This window comes from Corynebacterium sp. UMB6689, from assembly GCF_030215295.1.
GTDB lineage: Bacteria > Actinomycetota > Actinomycetes > Mycobacteriales > Mycobacteriaceae > Corynebacterium > Corynebacterium aurimucosum.
In genome coordinates this window covers 156578-174525 of sequence record NZ_JASOLS010000001.1, presented here as the reverse complement: position 1 = coordinate 174525, position 17948 = coordinate 156578, and the positions used below count along the sequence as shown (strand labels likewise).

16 protein-coding genes are annotated in these 17948 nt (G+C 61.4%); 11 read left to right on the top strand and 5 right to left on the bottom strand.

Annotation, left to right across the window (positions count from 1 at the left end; all coding sequences use genetic code 11):
- Window position 1: 1 nt before the first annotated feature.
- Together QP363_RS00810 and QP363_RS00805 are read right to left on the bottom strand one after the other, a co-directional pair.
- On the bottom strand, window positions 2-1093 hold the full coding sequence (locus tag QP363_RS00810; RefSeq protein ID WP_070445246.1) for a polyprenyl synthetase family protein: 1092 nt from the start codon (window positions 1091-1093) through the stop codon (window positions 2-4).
- Between the two features lie 43 nt (window positions 1094-1136).
- Window positions 1137-1709: an N-acetyltransferase gene (locus tag QP363_RS00805; protein WP_284761963.1), complete on the bottom strand. Its 573-nt coding sequence runs from the start codon at window positions 1707-1709 to the stop codon at window positions 1137-1139.
- A gap of 263 nt (window positions 1710-1972) precedes the next feature.
- Between QP363_RS00805 and QP363_RS00800 the strand changes: the two genes are divergently transcribed.
- A complete protein-coding gene (locus QP363_RS00800) occupies window positions 1973-2416 on the top strand; it encodes an SAV_6107 family HEPN domain-containing protein (RefSeq protein ID WP_070729774.1) in 444 nt (147 codons plus the stop codon).
- A gap of 153 nt (window positions 2417-2569) precedes the next feature.
- Window positions 2570-2977, top strand: a complete 408-nt coding sequence (locus QP363_RS00795; RefSeq protein WP_070445255.1) for a DUF3040 domain-containing protein — start codon at window positions 2570-2572, stop codon at window positions 2975-2977.
- 111 nt (window positions 2978-3088) lie between these two features.
- On the opposite strand, the gene QP363_RS00790 is transcribed toward QP363_RS00795, so the two are convergent.
- The 3 genes from QP363_RS00790 to QP363_RS00780 are packed head-to-tail and all read right to left on the bottom strand — an operon-like array spanning window position 3089 to window position 5561.
- A complete protein-coding gene (locus tag QP363_RS00790; protein ID WP_070445258.1) occupies window positions 3089-3691 on the bottom strand; it encodes a TetR/AcrR family transcriptional regulator in 603 nt (200 codons plus the stop codon).
- Window positions 3692-3726: 35 nt separating this feature from the next.
- Window positions 3727-4416 (bottom strand): ABC transporter ATP-binding protein, encoded by a 690-nt coding sequence (locus tag QP363_RS00785; protein WP_284761962.1) that lies wholly within the window; start codon window positions 4414-4416, stop codon window positions 3727-3729.
- The gene (locus QP363_RS00780) at window positions 4413-5561 is read right to left on the bottom strand and encodes an ABC transporter permease (RefSeq protein ID WP_284761961.1); all 1149 of its coding nucleotides are present in this window, start codon (window positions 5559-5561) and stop codon (window positions 4413-4415) included. The genes QP363_RS00785 and QP363_RS00780 overlap by 4 nt, the downstream gene beginning before the upstream one ends.
- A 526-nt stretch (window positions 5562-6087) precedes the next feature.
- Here QP363_RS00780 and mraZ point away from each other — a divergent pair.
- From mraZ to QP363_RS00735, 9 genes are all read left to right on the top strand, one after another.
- The gene (gene mraZ / locus QP363_RS00775) at window positions 6088-6522 is read left to right on the top strand and encodes a division/cell wall cluster transcriptional repressor MraZ (RefSeq protein WP_010190539.1); all 435 of its coding nucleotides are present in this window, start codon (window positions 6088-6090) and stop codon (window positions 6520-6522) included.
- Window positions 6523-6695: 173 nt separating this feature from the next.
- Window positions 6696-7739 carry a 16S rRNA (cytosine(1402)-N(4))-methyltransferase RsmH gene (gene rsmH, locus QP363_RS00770; RefSeq protein WP_284761960.1) on the top strand — a complete coding sequence of 348 codons (1044 nt, stop codon included), beginning with the start codon at window positions 6696-6698 and terminating at the stop codon, window positions 7737-7739.
- Complete coding sequence (locus QP363_RS00765) at window positions 7736-8572, top strand: hypothetical protein (RefSeq protein WP_070711464.1); 837 nt, start codon at window positions 7736-7738, stop codon at window positions 8570-8572. Before rsmH ends, QP363_RS00765 begins: the two co-directional genes overlap by 4 nt.
- 328 nt (window positions 8573-8900) lie before the next feature.
- On the top strand, window positions 8901-10769 hold the full coding sequence (locus QP363_RS00760; RefSeq protein WP_070445273.1) for a penicillin-binding protein 2: 1869 nt from the start codon (window positions 8901-8903) through the stop codon (window positions 10767-10769).
- A gap of 67 nt (window positions 10770-10836) precedes the next feature.
- A complete protein-coding gene (locus tag QP363_RS00755) occupies window positions 10837-12390 on the top strand; it encodes a UDP-N-acetylmuramoyl-L-alanyl-D-glutamate--2,6-diaminopimelate ligase (protein WP_284761959.1) in 1554 nt (517 codons plus the stop codon).
- A complete protein-coding gene (gene murF, locus QP363_RS00750; RefSeq protein WP_070445279.1) occupies window positions 12387-13922 on the top strand; it encodes a UDP-N-acetylmuramoyl-tripeptide--D-alanyl-D-alanine ligase in 1536 nt (511 codons plus the stop codon). Before QP363_RS00755 ends, murF begins: the two co-directional genes overlap by 4 nt.
- 23 nt (window positions 13923-13945) lie before the next feature.
- The gene (gene mraY / locus QP363_RS00745; protein WP_070445282.1) at window positions 13946-15058 is read left to right on the top strand and encodes a phospho-N-acetylmuramoyl-pentapeptide-transferase; all 1113 of its coding nucleotides are present in this window, start codon (window positions 13946-13948) and stop codon (window positions 15056-15058) included.
- Entirely contained in the window at window positions 15055-16446 is a 1392-nt protein-coding gene (murD, locus tag QP363_RS00740; protein ID WP_070643696.1) for a UDP-N-acetylmuramoyl-L-alanine--D-glutamate ligase, read from the top strand. Before mraY ends, murD begins: the two co-directional genes overlap by 4 nt.
- A gap of 14 nt (window positions 16447-16460) precedes the next feature.
- Window positions 16461-17942 carry an FtsW/RodA/SpoVE family cell cycle protein gene (locus QP363_RS00735; RefSeq protein WP_070445288.1) on the top strand — a complete coding sequence of 494 codons (1482 nt, stop codon included), beginning with the start codon at window positions 16461-16463 and terminating at the stop codon, window positions 17940-17942.
- Window positions 17943-17948 lie beyond the last annotated feature (6 nt).

Sequence of the window (17948 nt, the reverse complement as noted above, 5' to 3'; positions counted from 1 at the left end):
GCTACATCCGGCGGGCCGTGGACTTGTGAGCCAGCTCTTCCAGAGTCTTCGTAACCTCGGGGGAAACCTGAGCATTGTGAAGGTGGTCAAGGCCCGAGCGCGTGAGATCGTTGATGCGCTGCTCGACGACATCCGGTGCACCCGAATCCGCAATGATCTGCGCCATGCGGGCAATCTCTGCGGGATCCTCTGTCTGACCGATGAGGCGACGCAATTCCGCAGCCGCGGCGGGATCGGAGGCATCCGCGCGCTGCAGTGCCAAGGACAAGAGGACTGTGCGCTTGCCCTCGCGCAAATCATCACCGGCCGGCTTGCCGGTCACGGCGGGGTCACCGAAGACCCCCAACAAATCATCGCGCAGCTGGAAGGCGACCCCGATGTCTTGGCCGTAGCCGCGGAAAGCAGCGACGAGCTTTTCGGGGGCGCCGGCTATGGCTGCGCCCAAGTGCAGGGGGCGCTCAATGGTGTAGGCGGCGGTCTTGAAACGGTTGACGGAATCAGCCAACGTGGCGTCCTCAGAACCTTCCGCTTCGAGGCAGATATCCAGCATCTGCCCGCCGATTACCTCGCGGCGCATAGCGCGCCAAGGGGCGCGGGCACGCGCGAGTGCCTCAGGGCTCAGGCCGGAGTCTTGGAGCATGTCTTCCGCCCAGACCAGAGCCATGTCACCCACGAGGATGGCAAGGGACTGGCCGAAGAAATCAGCATCGCCGTGGAAGCCGAGTTCGCGATGGCGGGCTGCTACGCCACGGTGAACGGTTGGGTTACCGCGCCGAGTATCGGAGGCATCCACGATGTCATCGTGGATCAGGGCGCAGGCTTGGATGAACTCCAAGGATGTGGCTGCGCGGAGCATGGCCTGCGGGGACTCCGACCCTTCCAGCCCGCGTGCGCCGATAAAACCTGCCCATGCGTAGAGGGGACGGATGCGCTTGCCGCCATCCAGCACGAAGGATTCCAAATAGGAAATCGCGTTGGTTACCGGAGCGCCGATGGATGCGATGGCATCACGCTGGCGGTCTAGAAAAAGCGCGAGCTCCTCGCGTACGGCTGCGGGAATTTCGTCCAAGGAAGGTATCTGCGGTGTAGTCACGCTTGCCACTTTACCTGGGCAGGTTCAGGGCTAAGGCGCCAGGTTAAGTGGTGTCGGTTGGCGCGAGCGGCACAGTAGATTGCAGGATTGCGAAGGGGCGGGAATCAGCGGGGTAATGGAGGTCGCGCAGGAAATCGCCAAAGCCCATCTTGCGGTAGAGCCCAAAGGCGGAGTTGGCTTCATGAGGAACTTCCGGTGTGGAGAGCAAAATATAGTGAGCGGGAAGATTCCAGGCTAAGGCTTCTAGTAGTGCGCGGCCCAGGCCGTGGCCTTGTTTCGCGGGGAGCACGTGGATTTCTGCCAGCTCGAAGTAATTGTGGAGAATCTCTTCTTGCTCTGGGGTAGGGCCGCCGCAGGCGGCGAGTGCACGGCGGAGCTGTTTATCCCACCAGGTATCGGGGGTGCCTAGGAAGCCGTAGGCAAAGCCGACGATGCCATATTCATCGGTGGCCACAACGCAGGAAAACCCTGGGCGTATGAGATCTGCGCGCCATCGTGAGATGGACCCCTCGCGCACCGAGGGGTTGTAGTCCATCGCTGCAATGTAGATATCTACCAAGTGCGGGAGGGCAATGGCGAACTCTTGGGGGCTTAAGCGGCGCAGCGTGTAACTCACATGTCTAATAACAACAGATTCTCGCGGTATGTGAAAGCACTCGGGGAAACTTCCATCAAGCGTCGTGGTGTGCGTGTTCGAAAACATTCGAAATGATGCTTTAACACCATTGTTTAATTCGAACACGTGCTCTAAAATTGGAGGTGGATGTAGGAAGGTGGTTTTAAGGTGAATCGCAACAACGAACAACAGCAGACAATCAACAGCATCAACGGCACAGTCTTTATCGACAAACTGAGGAAGAAGCCCAAGGGGGAGAGGACATGGCACAGGTAATCTCAGCAACAGCGGCGGCCCGCAGCCGGAACCGTGAGGCTATGCAGCGGGTGCAGCGAGACCGTTTTGTGAACCAAGCACTAGACCTCTTAGCGGATGCGCGGAGAAGCGCAGCGGAGGGAAGCTTTGCGGATGCATTGGAAATGGCTTACCGCGCCTCGCTACGTGCAGCCGGGGCACGCGTGGCGGCGTCCACGGTGTCGCGCCGCCGGCGCTTGCCTACTTCCGCCTGGGAGCAGGTGGCTCTCATTGGCCTGGCTGATGCGCAGTGGGCAGAGGAGTTTAAGGAGTACTCCCGTGTGCGCTCACGTGTGGCCTCTGGGCTAGATCCGGTCCCTGAGCCGGATTCGGTTTATCAGTACTTAGCGCTTGCCGCACGTTATGTGGATGCGACTGAGTCCGAGCTGGGCTTCGGGGTAATGGCGGCCTAAGACTGGGGCCGGGGTCATAGGCCGTGAGGGGGTAGTGCGGCCAAATTATGGACTGTCTTTGTGGGAACTATCTCGCTATCCTTGACGTTATAGAGGTAGTAACCCACATTCCCAGTATTACTACCTAAACCCCAACCCATTACGGAGGACGCTGTGGCCCTTTCTGAGCACGAACAGCAAGCGCTGCGTGAAATTGAACAGTCGTTGCTGGCCAATGATCCTGATTTTGGCGCGTCTGTGTCCGGTGAAACATCTTTCGGCGGAAACTCGGGTGCCATCACCCTCCGCGGAGTGGCCTTGATTGTTGTTGGTCTCTGCATGATGGTGGGCGGTATCGCGTTGGCTCAGCAATCTCTGTGGTTTGTCAGCCTCTCCGTCCTTGGCTTCCTCGTTATGTTCGGCTCCGGTGTCTGGATGCTGCGCGGAAAGTCTGAAGATTCTCTGGTTGCAGTCGGCACGCATGCCCCTGCGCGCGGGCACAACAAGCAATCCAAGAAGGGCGGCAGCGGCGTTGGAAACCGCCTGGAAGACAATTTCCGCCGTCGCTTTGAAGAACGCTAGGCCCCAAATAAGGCGCTCATGGGCGTTGTATAGATAGCTGTACTCTCGCCCCGCAGCCCTCCGCGTTAATTCGCGGAGGGCTGCTTTGCTCTTAGCTGTTCTTAGTCGGTTTTATCTGTCCTGGTCTGCTCTCATCCGCGGAGGAGGGTGGGGCACAATGGCATCGGCCATTGCATAGAGAGTCTGTGTCGCGCTATCGAGCTGCTCCGGAGAGCGCTCCGCTAGCTCCGAAGCCCGAAGGATGGCTGCGTTGAGCAGCGAAATGTCTACCGCGGAAATACCGGGACAGAACGCATCAACGATGGAGGCGAAGCCGTCATGAGAGCGTTGCACTTCCTCGTCAGCAAAAGCTCGGGGGAAGTGTTGAGCGGCAGTCATCAAATGACCGTGGGCCCCATGAACAAAGAGCTCGAGTGTGGCGTCCACATAGGCGCGGAGGCGTTTCGTGGGTTCAGGGGGAGCCACCTTCATGGCGGCCTCGAGCTGTTCATTCCACAACTGTGTGGCCTGGATGAGAAGCTGCACCAGTAAATCGTGTTGAGAAGACACATATCGATAGACACTGGGGCGAGCAAGCCCAACCTCCGCAGCTACCTCGGCCAAGGTCGGTACCGCACCACGGTTGTTGATGATCAACCTTTCGGCAGCCTCCAGCACCGCGCGGTGCTGGACGGCGCGGTGCTCGGCTACTGTCGTTTCAGTGATCTTCGGCATGCGCGTAATTCTACGTTAAGCTGCGCATTCTTTTTCTACTCTGACGCTGGGGCTGAGGCAGGCGTCAAGCGGCCGTCGACCATCTCATAGACCTTGTCGCAGTGCTCAAGGACTTCATAGTCGTGAGTGACCATAATGCCAGCGACGTTAAAGTCGTGGCATTCTTTTGCCAACAGCGCCACGATCTCTTGGGAGCGTGCGCGATCAAGGGCGGCAGTGGGTTCGTCGACAAGCAGCACTTGGGGATCGCCCACGAGCGCGCGGGCGATGCCGACACGCTGGCGCTCACCGCCGGACAAGCTTCCTGGACGGTGCTTCGCCCGATGCTTCATACCGACCTTGTCGAGCAGCTCAGCGCTGGAGTAGCGCCCAGTCTTGCCGATGACCTTGGTGGCCAGCTCGATTTGTTCCTCCGCGGTCAGCGCGGAGGGAAGGTTACCTGTGGACTGGAAGACGAAGCCGATGTGGTTGCGACGAATCTCGGCCAGTTGGGTGCCGCTCAGCGGCACGATATCTTCACCTGCGACTAGGACCTTGCCGGAATCGGGTGTTGTCAGCGCGCCCGCAACGGCGAGCAGTGTGGACTTTCCAGAGCCGGATGGGCCAACCACGGCTACGAATTCACCGGGATCGATGCTGAGATTGACGGAATCGAGTGCCTTAACTTGCGAGTCGCCATCGGTGTAGCTGATGGTGGCGTCGTGTAGTTCTAAAGCTGGGCTCATCGGTTTTCTCCTAGGGCAGCGAGGGGGTTGGTTCGGGTAACGCGGACGACGGCGATGAAGGCACCGAGCAATCCAGCGACGAAGAGGATGAGGCCGCCACTGATGACAGAGCTGAATTCGGTGGCATAAGGCATCGCGGTCTGCTCCAAGAGGCTGCCTAAGCCGACGGCCACCAGCGCGCCCGCCAGGATGGACAAGACAAGGATGACTACAGCTTGGCCGAGGCTATCGCGCAACAGGAAGCCCTTGGTGGCGCCCATCGCGCGAAGAGTGGCGATATTGCCTGCCCGCTGGATGGTCCAGACGAGGAAGAAAGCACCAGTGACGAGCGCGGCGATGACGTAGAGGAACCACGTAATCATGGACAGGGTCATCATCTCAGCGGTGTAGCCGGGGGAGGAGTTGAAGCTTTCCTTGAGGGTGCGCACGTCGAGTCCGGACCGCTCTGTGAGGGCTTCGGTGTCGGGTTTGTCTGTAGTGCGGGCAACGATGACGGAAGCCTCCTCATAGGCGTCCGGGTTGACGGCTTCACCGTGGCGTCCGCCGGCATGGATCTCCTGCCAGATATCCAAAGGCAGGTAGGCCACGTCCACGTGACCGAAGGTGCGCTGGTTATCGCTAAAGCCGATGACATTGAGAGGGATATCCAGGCGGTCAAGGGTGATCGTGTCACCGACTTCGATGCCCTCATCCTGCAGGGTGGAGGAGACGATGATGTCGTGCTTGGTGTTGCTGGGTTGGCCGTCGACCCGCGTGGTGTCGATGGTGGGGAGCCCAGCTGGAGCGAGGAAGGAATCGGGTTTTACTCCCAAGAGGGTCAAATCCACTGCCGTGCCCTCTTGGTTATGGGCATTGGCAATGGTCAGGCCCAAAGGGGCGGCCTGGTCTACGCCATCGAGGCGGGCGAAGGATTCGGCTGCGGAGGCATCAATTACGGAGCGGGTGAAGGCGGAGTCCTTTTGGGCGCCGTCGGCGAAGGCGACGACGTCGCTGTCCATGGCCTTCAGTCCGGAGACTCCGTCGTTGACCAAACCTGCGGTGAGGCCGGAGATGATGACGACGAGCATGGACATCAGGGCGAGGACAACGCCCATGAGGAGGAAGCGGGTACGCGCGAAGAGCATCTCGCGCCAAGCTAGATACATGGTGGATCTTCCTAGTGGGTGGGAATCTGTTGGAATGCCATCCCCGTCAAATGTGAGATAGCAACAATGTGTTTCTAACATAGGAACGTGGCGTTTCTAAAAATGCTGTCGCGAGAAACGGCTTCCTGGGCAGTTTCCCTAAATTCCCCACTTTCCCCCACTGGCCCCGTGTAGGCCGGTGAGGCGGTGGAGTGTGAGATGCTTGGCTGCGGGGTAATGCGCGTATAAACCGCAGGATCGTGTGAATGCGGGGGAGGAACCTCCCTAAAGGGGTGAAAGTTGCAGGTGTAAATAAGGGTGTGAAGTGCGCGCTTAGGGGGTATGTCAAGAGTGTGCTGGGAAAACTTCCCACCGAAAAAAACTCCTGTTTAGCTGCATGTTTTCCGTGACACGCGGGGAAGAGGGGCGTTAAAGGTGTGGGCGGTGGGGGAAAGTGGGGTAGAGTGGGGCGCAGCGGAGGAGAGAGTTGTTCTCTTGTCGCGAGAGGAATCCGGAGTTTTCGAGTGGCAGGAAGGTGGACCCGGGGATGTTTCTCGGTACCTACACTCCCAAGCTCGATGACAAAGGGCGGCTCACGCTTCCAGCGAAGTTTCGTGAAGAACTGGCCGGTGGCCTCATGGTCACCAAGGGTCAGGACCATTCGCTTGCGGTATACCCGCGGGAGGAATTCGCGGCACGAGCTAGGAAGGCGGCGGCTGTGTCACGCACCAACCCGGACGCGCGTGCGTTCATCCGTAACTTGGCAGCGAGTGCGGACGAGCAGCGCCCCGATGGGCACGGGCGTATCACGCTGTCAGCAGGCCACCGTGAGTACGCAAACCTGACAAAGGAATGCGTGGTCGTGGGGTCGGTCGACTTCCTCGAAATCTGGGATGCAGCCGCGTGGGCTGAATACCAGGCGCAAACTGAAGATGCTTACTCGGCGGCAGACGCCGATGACGTACTTGCTGGGCTGCTCTAAAGCTTTCCCGGCGAACCAAGAGTGCGTGTACGGACTCTGCCCGAGGAGGATGAGCTGGTGTACTTCCCCGACATCAGAACCCTTCCTCGGACAGGGCCCTATACGCACTCGCTTTTTATCGAGAACATCAGACCGCAGCATTAAGCGCCTGAACGGAAAGGGGGACAGCAACTGTGGAGCACGACGGCACCATAAACTACGACGTGAGCGAGAACCACGGCCATGTCCCCGTCATGCGTGCTCGCATGGCCCAGTTGCTTGCCCCAGCTGTCGAGGCGGCAGGGGAGGATGCCGTCATCGTTGACGGTACCTTGGGCGCGGGTGGTCACAGCGAATATTTTCTCACCGCCTTTCCCTCCGTGCGCATCATTGGCGTGGACCGTGACTCTGCTTCGTTGAGCAGTGCTTCTCGACGTCTCCGCCCCTTCGCCGACCGTTTCGTGGGCGTCAACGCGCGTTTCGATGAGGTGGGCAGTGCTATCGCGGATGGGGAAGACGAGATCTTTTCCATCGCGCGGGAGCACGGCATAGCCGGGGCGCTATTTGATCTGGGTGTGTCCTCCATGCAGCTGGATCAGGTCGATCGCGGTTTTGCGTACAAGACTGACGCCCCGCTGGATATGCGCATGGACCCTCGCCAGGGAATGACCGCCGCCGACATTCTCAATACTTATAGTCACGGCGACTTGGCTCGCATCTTAAAGACCTATGGCGATGAGCGCTTCGCCGGCAAAATCGCATCCGCGGTTCTGCGGGAAAGGGAAAAGGAGCCTTTTAGCAACTCCGCGCGCTTGGTCGACTTGTTGTACGCCACCATCCCCGCAGCAACGCGCCGCACTGGTGGCCACCCGGCGAAGCGAACCTTTCAGGCACTGCGCGTTGAGGTTAACCGTGAGCTTGAGGCTATTGAGCAGGTTATCCCTGTGATTACGGATGCCTTGTCCATTGGCGGACGTGCGGTGTTTATGAGCTACCAGTCGCTCGAAGATCGCATTGTCAAGCATGCTTTCACCAAGCTCAGCACCTCGACCACTCCAGCGGGCCTGCCCATGGATTTGCCCGGGACCGCGGCGCATTATTCCGTGGTGACGCGTGGTGCGGAGAAGGCGAGCCAGGAAGAGATTGCGGAGAACCCGCGTGCGGCATCCGTCCGTGTACGCGCGCTCGAACGCCTTGAGGGGACACCGTCTTTTCATGAACCGGGAGGTAGGCCATGACGCTGAGAGACCGTACCGCACAGGCAACGCACCGCCGCGACCACGAGAGGACCCACACCATGGGCGCAAGCCGCGATTTCACCACTGGAGCCGATGCCACGGGCCAGGGAACCGCGCTGCTTGAACGGGGGCGTCGTACCACCCCGCTGCCGAGCCGCACCCCGCACCGCGGCACCGTTCCTACTCGCCGCGTTGGCTCCGGCCTGCGGGGAAGCCGCCTTGGCTCGAAGCAGGTCGTAAGCAATCGTGGGCGTCGTGTCTCACAGCCCACGCGGGTTAACGGCCTCTTCGCGCGCCTGTCCTTCACCGCCATTGCTCTGCTGATTACGGGTGTGGCCGCAGCCATGTGGCTGTCGGGCTTGTCTACGTCCCAGACCTTCAAGATTCAGGAGCTCACCGCCCAAGAATCCACGCTGGATAACCAGCTGGAAACCCTGAACCGAGACTTGGAAAACGTTCGTTCGGCCTCGGATGTCGCTCGCCGCGCCCACGAAGCCAAGATGGGCATTCCGGTCCAGCCGGGCGTTGTGGAGGTTGGCGCAGACGGCAACATCGAGCACAAGCGCGAGGCAACCCCGGATATGGAATCAGTCATCGATGTCAACGGTGAGCCGGTCCGCCCGGGGCAGGCTTCCAGTGACCCGAATGCGACGGCCAACATGTCCGACAACCTCAACGCCCGCCCGACGCTCAGCGAGCGCAACCGCGAAGGCGGAGGTGCCGCTACCACGGACGCGCATTCGGAGGATAGCCCCGAAGGCGGCCAGCCAGGGGAGGCGAGCGTTGAGCTGCCGGATATTCCGGCCCAGGCTCCCTATGCGGCGCGGGGATAGAATCCCCCTCCCGCTTCGCGCGTGCCTGCGTGGGCAGGCGGCGATAATAGGGCACAATTCGGGATGAGACTGTCTCTACCCCGCGCCAAGCGTGGGGCAAGACATTCAGCTGTTTACTTACCTACCCTCGCTGCAGACAGAAAGGTGACGTGTGACCCCACCACACTCCGGTGGCCGGCGCCCGAGGCGGGCTCCCGCCGCCCGTGCCGCTCAGCCACGCGGCGCCTCTCACCAACCACGGCAGCGCTACGACGCCGACCGCGTCGTTCCCGCGACCCGCTCCCGGAATCCACGTACCGGCAAGCCTTTCCTGAGTCAGCAAAAGACGATGCGCCAGCGCGTTCACGTCATTGCGGCGGTGATGCTCGTCATCATGCTGGCCTGGATGGGGCGCCTCGCCTGGGTGCAGATTGTATGGGGTCCAGACCTGGCAGCGAAGGCAGCAGCGCAGCGAACCCGCGTGTACGTCGACACCGCCGGACGGGGTGAGATCCTTGCACGCGATGGCCAACGTTTGGCCTACACCATGCGTGCTCGGTCATTGACCGTCTCACCGACTCGCCTGCGCGATGAGCTTCGTGAGCAGGAAGAGCAGAAGGCCACCGGGGAGGCCGAGTTTGAGTCCTTGGCTCCCGACGCGAAGAATTCCTACCTAGACAACAAAGTGACCGAGCGGCTCACCGAAATGTCGGAGGGGATTCCGAGCAAGCTGAAGGAGGCCGGAATCGATGCCGGCGACGTGGAACCGGAGCAGATTATGGACAAGCTCCGTGCCGACACCCAGTATGAGGTCCTCGTGCGCAATGTCGACCCAGATGTCGCGGTAGCTATTTCCGAGGAATACCACGGCCTTGCCGCCGATGAGCAGCAAATCCGCCAGTACCCCAACGGTGCTATCGCGGAGAACGTTATCGGCAAGGTGTCCATGGACGGCCAAGGCCAGTTTGGTTTCGAAGCCTCCGGTGATACCACCCTCACGGGTATTGATGGCAGCTCCACCGAAGACGTTTCGGCTAATGGCCAGGTGATTCCCGGTAGCCTCCGTGATCAGGTGCCCACCACTGACGGCAAAAATGTCACGTTGACGCTGGATCTTGATTTGCAGACCTACGTGCAGCAGAAGCTGGAAAAGGCAAAGGCTAACTCGAAGGCGAAAAGCGCTGAGGCGGTCGTGCTGGATGCCGCTACCGGACAGGTCTTAGCCATGGCGAATACGGGGACGGTTGATCCGAACAAGGACATCGAAAAGCAGCTCCAGAAGGACAAAACCTTCGACAACCTGGCGGTCTCGCACCCCTTCGAGCCCGGCTCGGTGGCGAAGATTATTACTGCTGCCGCGACCATCGAGGAGGGTCTGACTGACCCGGATGAAGTTCTGCAGGTGCCCGGCTCCATCGACATGGCCGGCGTGACTGTTAATGATGCTTGGCCGCACGGCGTTGAGCCTTATACCACGACAGGCGTCTTCGGTAAGTCCTCGAACGTCGGAACGCTGATGTTGGCGGATCGACTTGGCCAAGATAAATACGCCGACTACCTGAAGAAGTTCGGACTCGGGCAGACCTCCGGAATCGAGCTGCCCAACGAGTCCCCGGGACTGGTTCCCGATCGTTCGCAGTGGTCCGGCGGTACCTTCGCTAACCTGCCCATCGGCCAGGGCCAGTCATGGACTGCCCTGCAGCTGGCGTCTGTTTACCAGGCCCTCGCCAACGACGGCGAGCGCATCGAGCCGCGCATCATTGATTCGATCACCGCGCCGGACGGGACGAAGGAAGAGCTGGAGGAGCCCGAGACCACCCGCGTGGTCAGCGCCGAAACCGCACGCACCGTCGTCGACATGTTCCGAGCGGTCTTCCAGGATGATCCGCAGGGCCTGAACAACGGTACCGCCGGCAACGCCAACATCGAGGGCTATCAGCTCTCCGGCAAGACCGGTACCGCGCAGAAAGTCGATGAGGACACTGGGGCTTATTCCAATTCCAAATACTGGATCACGTTTGCGGGCATTGCGCCTGCCGATGATCCCCGCTTCGTCGTCGCCGTCATGCTCGATGAGCCGGAATCCGGTGTCAACGACGATGGATCCGGCGGCCAATCAGCGGCCCCCGTTTTCAGCGATATCGCATCCTGGCTCCTTGACCGCGACAATATCCCGCCCTCCCCGCCAGCACCGCAACTGACTTTGCGCGCCGAGTAGTCAGCTCTCACACCGAAAAGCACATATCGAAAACCTAGAGACAGAGAAATAGAGAAGAGGAATCACCGTGACCAGCAGCACCACCCTGAAGCGCCTAGCAGAGATTTCTGGGGGCACAGTGATCGGGGATGCCTCGACTACCGTTAGGTCCTGTGGGCTGAACTCGGCAGCACTGCCGCCCGGTGGCCTGTTCGCGGCGCTTCCGGGCACACGGGTTCACGGCGCGCGCTTTGCCGCCGATACTAAGGCCGCAGCCATTCTCACTGACGCCGAAGGCCAGCGTATCCTCGACGACGCCGGAGAGAAGCGGCCGCTTCTTGTGGTGGAGGATATCCGCGCCATCCTCGGAGCCGTGTCCGCTGAGATTTATGGTCACCCCACGCAGAAACTCACCATCCTTGGAGTGACGGGCACCTCGGGTAAAACCACCACGAGTTACCTCCTCGAAGCAGGCCTCTTGCACGCGGGCTATTCAGTGGGTCTCATTGGTACGACGGGTACCCGCATTAACCGGGAGCCGGTCCCGACTTCCTTGACCACTCCGGAGGCGCCGACCTTGCAGGAGCTTTTTGCGCGCATGGTGTCTGAGGGAGTTACGCACGTGGTGATGGAGGTCTCCTCCCACGCGCTATCGCTAGGACGAGTCCAGGGAACGCGCTTCGACGTGGGTGGCTTTACGAACCTGAGCCAGGATCACCTGGACTTCCACCCGACGATGGAAGACTACTTTGAGGCCAAGGCCCTGCTTTTCGACGGCCCCCACGCCGCCGACCGCTCCGTCATCTGCGTCGATGACGAATGGGGACAGCGTATGGCGCAGCGCGCCGCAGCACGCCCGGTGATCCGGGTATCAACGACCTCGCAAGGAAGCGATGCCGATATCACTGGCCGTCAGCTCAGCACTGAGGTCACCGGTGCACAGCAGGTGGAACTAACGCTTGCCTCCGGTGAGCATGCCGGAACGTTTGAATTCCGCCTGCCTATGCCGGGTACCTTCAACATCGCCAATGCGGCTCTCGCCACAGGGATGGCCGCCGCTATTGAAATCGAGCCGCACGTCTTCCTCGAGGGTGTAGAGAAGGTGGCAGTCCCTGGGCGCATGGAGCGTGTTGACCGCGGCCAAGACTTTGTGGCTGTGGTGGATTACGCGCACAAGCCGGCTGCAATCGCGGCCGTTCTGGAGACCCTGCGCACGCAGTTGGAAGGCAGCACGGGCCGCATCGGCATCGTCGTCGGCGCGGGAGGTGACCGCGATTCCTCCAAGCGTCCGCTCATGGGAGCGGCCGCCGCGAAGGGCGCGGACCTTGTCGTCGTCACCGATGACAACCCCCGCACCGAAGACCCAGCATCGATCCGTGCAGCCGTGCTTGCGGGCGCCCAGGAGGCAAACCCAGCGGCTGATATCCGCGAGGTAGGCTCACGCGCCAAGGCCATTGATGAAGTCGTGGCGTGGGCGCAGCAGGGTGATGCCGTCATCGTTGTTGGCAAGGGGCACGAGGTAGGCCAGCTCATTGGCGATACCGTCCATCACTTCGATGACCGCGAAGAGATGGCTCGAGCTCTTGAAGCCGTGACTACTGCGACTACCCTGAGTACCGAAGAATCCAAGGAGCAAGCATGATTGCGTTAAGCCTCGCTGAGATCGCTGAGATCACGGGCGGCCGCCTGGATAGCGTCGATGATCCAAACACCCAGGTGACTGGTTTTGTCGAATTCGATTCTCGCAAGGTCACCCCAGGCAGCCTCTTTGTAGCGCTGCCCGGAGCCCGCGTGGATGGCCATGACTACGCCACCACCGCAATTGATAAAGGCGCCGTTGCCGTTTTGGCGGCGCGGCCGGTGGGTGTTCCGGCGATAGTCGTCGAACCCCACGGGCGCGTCGAGGGTGACGGTGCCAACGCGGATATTTACGCCAACGATACAGATGGGTCTGCGGCCGCCGTTGTCGCAGCGTTGTCTGCGATTGCTCGTGCAGTAACGCAGCGCCTTGCCGCAGAGCAGGAACTCACTATTGTCGGTGTTACCGGTTCGGCCGGCAAGACGTCTACCAAGGACCTCATTGCCACCATCTTCCGCGAGGTGGGGGAGACTGTCGCTCCGCCCGGCTCCTTCAATAATGAAATCGGGTTGCCCTATACGGCTCTGCGGTGCGATGAGCACACGCGCTACCTGGTGGCGGAGATGTCGGCCCGCGGCATCGGGCACATCCGTCACCTCACCGAAATCACCGCGCCGCGCGTTGGCGTGGTCCTGAACGTTGGTAGCGCGCACCTCGGCGAATTTGGCTCGCGCGAGAATATCGCTCAGGCCAAGGGAGAGTTGGTGGAGGCGCTGCCGAACGCGGAGGCAGGCGGCGTAGCCGTCCTTAACGCCGATGATCCTTTCGTCGCTGCCATGGCTCCACGCACGGAGGCCAAAGTGGTGTACTACTCCACGGAAAATCGTCGCGGAGGTGCCCCGGCAGCACAGTACTATGCCACCGACATCGTGCTCGATGACGTCGCTCGTCCCTCCTTTACCCTGCACAGCCCGGATGCCGAACCCGTTGCTGTGAAGCTCCAAGTCTTTGGCTCCCACCAGGTGTCTAATGCACTGGCCGCGGCCGCCGCAGCCATCGAGCTGGGGGTGTCGGCAGACACGGTGGCGGCTGCCCTGTCCGGCCACCGCCTCGCTTCCGAACACCGCATGGACGTGCGCACCCGCCGCGATGGCGTCACCGTCATCGATGACTCCTATAACGCCAACCCCGATTCGATGCGAGCGGCCATTGCCGCTTTGGCTTATACCGCAGCAGCGCGCCCCGACGCCCGTTCCATCGCGGTGCTGGGGGAGATGGGAGAACTCGGCAGCGATGCAGAGCAATCGCACCGCCAGCTCGGTGAGTTTTTGGCCAAGTACCACGTCGAGCACCTCATCGCGGTAGGGGAGAATCCCAACTGCCGGGCGATGGCCGAGGCCGCTGCGCAGCAAGGTATAAATACAGTGGTGTGCGCCGATGCCGCGGCCGCCGCACAGGCGGTGGACGGCATACTGCGCGTGGCCCCAGCAGGGGTCGATGATTGGGCTAGCCGTAACGTTAAAGATGTGGTCTTGATTAAGGCCTCCAATGCCCAACGTCTCTGGTTGGTCGCGGAACAGCTGAACCACAGCTAGCCGCTAGAAAGGACTTCAAGCTCGTGACTCAGATCATCATCGCTGGTGCGGTTAGCTTCCTCGTGGCGATCTTTACCACCCCGGTTCTTATCCGCTACTTCTCCGATACCGGCCGCGGACAAGAGATCCGCGAGGATGGCCCCAAGTCTCACTTGCGCAAGCGCGGTACGCCGACGATGGGTGGCCTTGCCATCCTCGCGGGCATCTTGGTGGCCTATGTTGTGGCTGGCCTCTATGGCCTGCTAACAGGGCATGAGGCCTTTACCGCCTCCGGCTTGCTGGTCCTCGGACTGACCTTAGGCTTGGGCGCGGTGGGCTTCGCGGATGACTTCATCAAACTCTTCCGCCACCGCAACCTCGGGCTCAATAAGACCGCCAAGCTAGTCAGCCAGCTCGTGCTGGCGCTGCTCTTCGGCTTCTTGGTTCTGCGTTTCCCCAACGATGCGGGGCTGACCCCAGGCTCCACCAAGCTATCCTTCATCCGCGACTTGAATACTTTCGACCTAGCTGTCGGCGGCACGGTCATCGGAACCATCGTGTTCTTGATCTTCATGTACATCCTTATTGCGGCGTGGTCGAACGCGGTGAACCTCACCGACGGCCTCGACGGCCTCGCGGCGGGCGTTACCGCGATTGTCATGGGCTCTTATTCGCTGATGACCTTCTGGCAGTTCCGCTATTCCTGCGCCACTAACTTTGCTGCCGGGTGCTACCAGGTGCGCGATCCGCTCGACCTCGCCGTGCTTGCGGCCGCAGGACTGGGCGGCTGCCTGGGCTTCCTCTGGTGGAATGCCGCGCCCGCCAAAATCTTCATGGGTGACACCGGGTCCTTGGCACTTGGTGGTTTGGTCGCGGGTATTTCCGTTACCAGCCGTACCGAGCTACTTATGATCATCATCGGTGCCCTGTTCGTCATCGAAACGGTCTCCGTTGTAATCCAAATCGTGGTCTTCCACTCCACCGGAAAGCGCTTCTTCCGTATGGCGCCGATCCACCACCACTTTGAGAACGGTGGTTGGGCGGAAACGGCCGTCGTTGTCCGCTTCTGGCTTCTGGCTGCCATGGCGGCGATGGCCGGCGTGGCAATCTTCTACGGTGATTGGCTCACCGCCTCCGGCATAGGAGTAGGGGCATGACGCGCCCAGACTTCCTCTCCGGCCGCGTCCTCATCGCCGGCGCTGGCGTCTCTGGCCGCGGGTGCGCGGCAGTCCTTTCCCGCTTGGGCGTGGACTTAACGGTGGCCGATGGCAACGCGGACTCCCGCAGCCGTATCGCTGCAGAGTTGGGCGTTGCCACCGTGGACACTTCCGCGGTGGACTTAGCTGAGTACTCGCTCGTCGTCACCTCGCCGGGGTGGCGGCCAGATTCACCGCTGCTCGCCGCTGCAGCCTCCCGCGGCCTTGAGGTGATCGGCGATGTGGAGTTGGCCTACCGCCTCGACCAAGCAGAAGTTTTTGGTGCCCCGCGCCGTTGGCTCGCGATCACCGGCACCAACGGCAAAACCACGACCACCGGCATGCTCGCTGCCATCATGGCTGCTGACGAGCAACGCTCCGGACAGCGCGCCCAAGCCGTAGGCAATATCGGCGTGTCATCTTTTGATGCCTTGGCCGCTGAGCCCCGTGTGGACATCCTCGTAGCGGAGCTCTCATCCTTCCAATTGCACTGGTCCTCCCAGCTACGCCCAGAAGTCGGAGCTCTGCTTAACCTCGCGGACGACCACCTGGATTGGCATGGCTCCTTCGAAGCCTATGCCGCAGACAAGGCCAAGATTCTGCGCGGAGAGCATGCCGTCTACGGCAAGGAAGATGAGCACGTTCGAGCGCTCGCTGCTTCTCTTCCCGGCGCAACCGCTTTCAGCCATGCCGAGCCCGCTGCAGGTGAAGTAGGCGTGAGCACCGGCAGCCTCCTCGTCAACGAGGTGGCAGGGATGAAGTCCGTCGTGGTAGACGATGCCACCACCATCCAACCCGCCGGTCTGGCCGGAGTGCTGGATGCCGCTGCCGCGTCCGCGGTCGCGGCTGTCGCCGGTGCTCAGCCGGAATCCATTGCCGAAGGACTTGGCTCCTACGTGGTGGCTGGCCACCGCGGGGAGATTGTTCACCGCCATGCTGGCGTGAGCTACATCGACAATTCCAAGGCGACGAACCCACATGCCGCGGAGGTCGCTATGCGCGGCTTGGACTCCGTGGTGTGGGTGGCCGGCGGCCAGCTAAAAGGCGCTGATGTCTCGGAACTGTTGCGCACCCATGCCGCGCGGCTGAAGGCGGCGGTTCTGGTGGGCGTCGACAAGCATGAGCTTGCCCAAGCCCTCGTGAAGGCAGCGCCACATGTGCCCGTCGTCATCGTGGATAGTCACGATCCGGAAGCCGCAATGGAACAGGCAGTGTCCGCCGCCGTGCAACACGCCGACGCCGGCGATACCGTGCTTTTAGCACCCGCTGCGGCATCGTTGGACATGTACACCGGTATGGGCCAGCGCGGCGATATCTTTGCCGCCGCTGCCCGCCGCCTCGCCCGCTAGCGCTAGGAGCACCCGTGACCGCCACCAGCACCCAGAAGCCACAACGCACGCTGGGATACCACCTGCGTGACCTCCGCGAGCGCCTCCGCGCCTACCCCGGGCTTGACTATTTAATGCTGCGCATCGCCATATTTTCGCTCATCGGCATCGGCGTGCTCATGGCCTTCTCCTCGTCGATGGCGACGTCGCTGTCGGAGACCGATAGCCCGTGGTCTGCTGCACTGCGCCAGTGCGTGCTCGTTATCGCCGGCCTCATCGTGTTTTGGATTGGCCTGCGCATGTCGCCCCGCACGCTCCGGGCACTCGTGCCGTGGTTTCTGGGGCTATCCATCCTGCTTCTTATCCTCGTCCTCGTGCCCGGCATTGGTACCGGTCGTGTGGAGGTCGGTTCACAGTCCTGGATCATGCTGCCTGGTGGCGTGGCTTTCCAGCCCTCCGAGTTCGCCCGTGTGGCCGTGGGCATGTACGGCGCTTCAGCGCTGGCGGATAAGACGCACCGTTCGATGCGCCTGACGGACCCTTTCATGATGTACTCCATCATCGCCGGCATCATGTTCGTGCTGATTGTGGCCCAAGGCGATCTCGGCATGGGTGTCTCTTTCGCCCTCATCGTCGTGTTCACTCTGGTCTTCGCCGGTGTGGACTGGCGTGTTCCGACCGTCGTCGGTGTCTTCGGCGCCATCGGCATGGTCACCGTCTTCTTGGCCGGCGGCTTCCGTTCGCACCGCTTCCACACTTATTTCGATGCGCTGCGCGGCAATATCGAGGACACACAAGGAACCGGTTTCCAGGCTTACCAGGGCTTCCTTTCGCTTGCCGACGGCGGCTTCTGGGGCGTTGGCCTCGGCCAGTCACGCGCCAAGTGGTTCTACCTCCCAGAGGCGAAGAATGACTTCGTCTTCGCCATCATTGGGGAGGAATTGGGCCTATGGGGCGGTGCCTTGGTCATCGGGCTGTTCGCCGTACTGGGCTACTTCGGGCTGCGGGCGGCAACACGCGCCCAGGACCAATTCCAGTCCCTGCTGGCCGCCACGTTGGCGGTGGGTGTTGTCGTGCAGGCATTCATTAACATTGGCTACGTGATCGGCGTGCTGCCGGTGACGGGTATTCAGCTGCCGATGATTTCTGCGGGTGGTACGGCCGCGGTGATCACGATTGGCTCGATGGGCCTGCTGTGCAATGTGGCGCGCCACGAGCCGCTGCAGGTTTCCGCCATGCAGAACTTTGGGCGCCCGCTATTCGACCGTATCTTCTTTATCCCCGAACCTACGCCGCCCAATGAGCGTCGCGGCGGGGCACACCGGGCCCCGCGTGAACGAGGGGAGGGCACGCGCTCCCAGCGCGCGCACCGCGACCGCTCCCAGCGCCATGTTGAGCGCAGCCGCGAGGAAAGATTTGGGCGTGCAGTAACGGGACGCTCGTCGCGCTCGCAGACGCCGCAGGGGGAACAGCGGCGGGAGTATCGCCGGGAGTATCGGCGCGGCGAGCGACGGTAAGAAAGC

Bases quoted from the DNA above. Each gene is read 5' to 3' on its own strand.
- QP363_RS00800 (WP_070729774.1), top strand. From the start codon at position 1,973: ATGGCACAGGTAATCTCAGCAACAGCGGCGGCCCGCAGCCGGAACCGT.
- QP363_RS00790 (WP_070445258.1), bottom strand. From the start codon at position 3,691: ATGCCGAAGATCACTGAAACGACAGTAGCCGAGCACCGCGCCGTCCAG.
- QP363_RS00785 (WP_284761962.1), bottom strand. From the start codon at position 4,416: ATGAGCCCAGCTTTAGAACTACACGACGCCACCATCAGCTACACCGAT.
- QP363_RS00780 (WP_284761961.1), bottom strand. From the start codon at position 5,561: ATGTATCTAGCTTGGCGCGAGATGCTCTTCGCGCGTACCCGCTTCCTC.
- mraZ (WP_010190539.1), top strand. From the start codon at position 6,088: ATGTTTCTCGGTACCTACACTCCCAAGCTCGATGACAAAGGGCGGCTC.
- QP363_RS00765 (WP_070711464.1), top strand. From the start codon at position 7,736: ATGACGCTGAGAGACCGTACCGCACAGGCAACGCACCGCCGCGACCAC.
- QP363_RS00760 (WP_070445273.1), top strand. From the start codon at position 8,901: ATGCGCCAGCGCGTTCACGTCATTGCGGCGGTGATGCTCGTCATCATG.
- murF (WP_070445279.1), top strand. From the start codon at position 12,387: ATGATTGCGTTAAGCCTCGCTGAGATCGCTGAGATCACGGGCGGCCGC.
- murD (WP_070643696.1), top strand. From the start codon at position 15,055: ATGACGCGCCCAGACTTCCTCTCCGGCCGCGTCCTCATCGCCGGCGCT.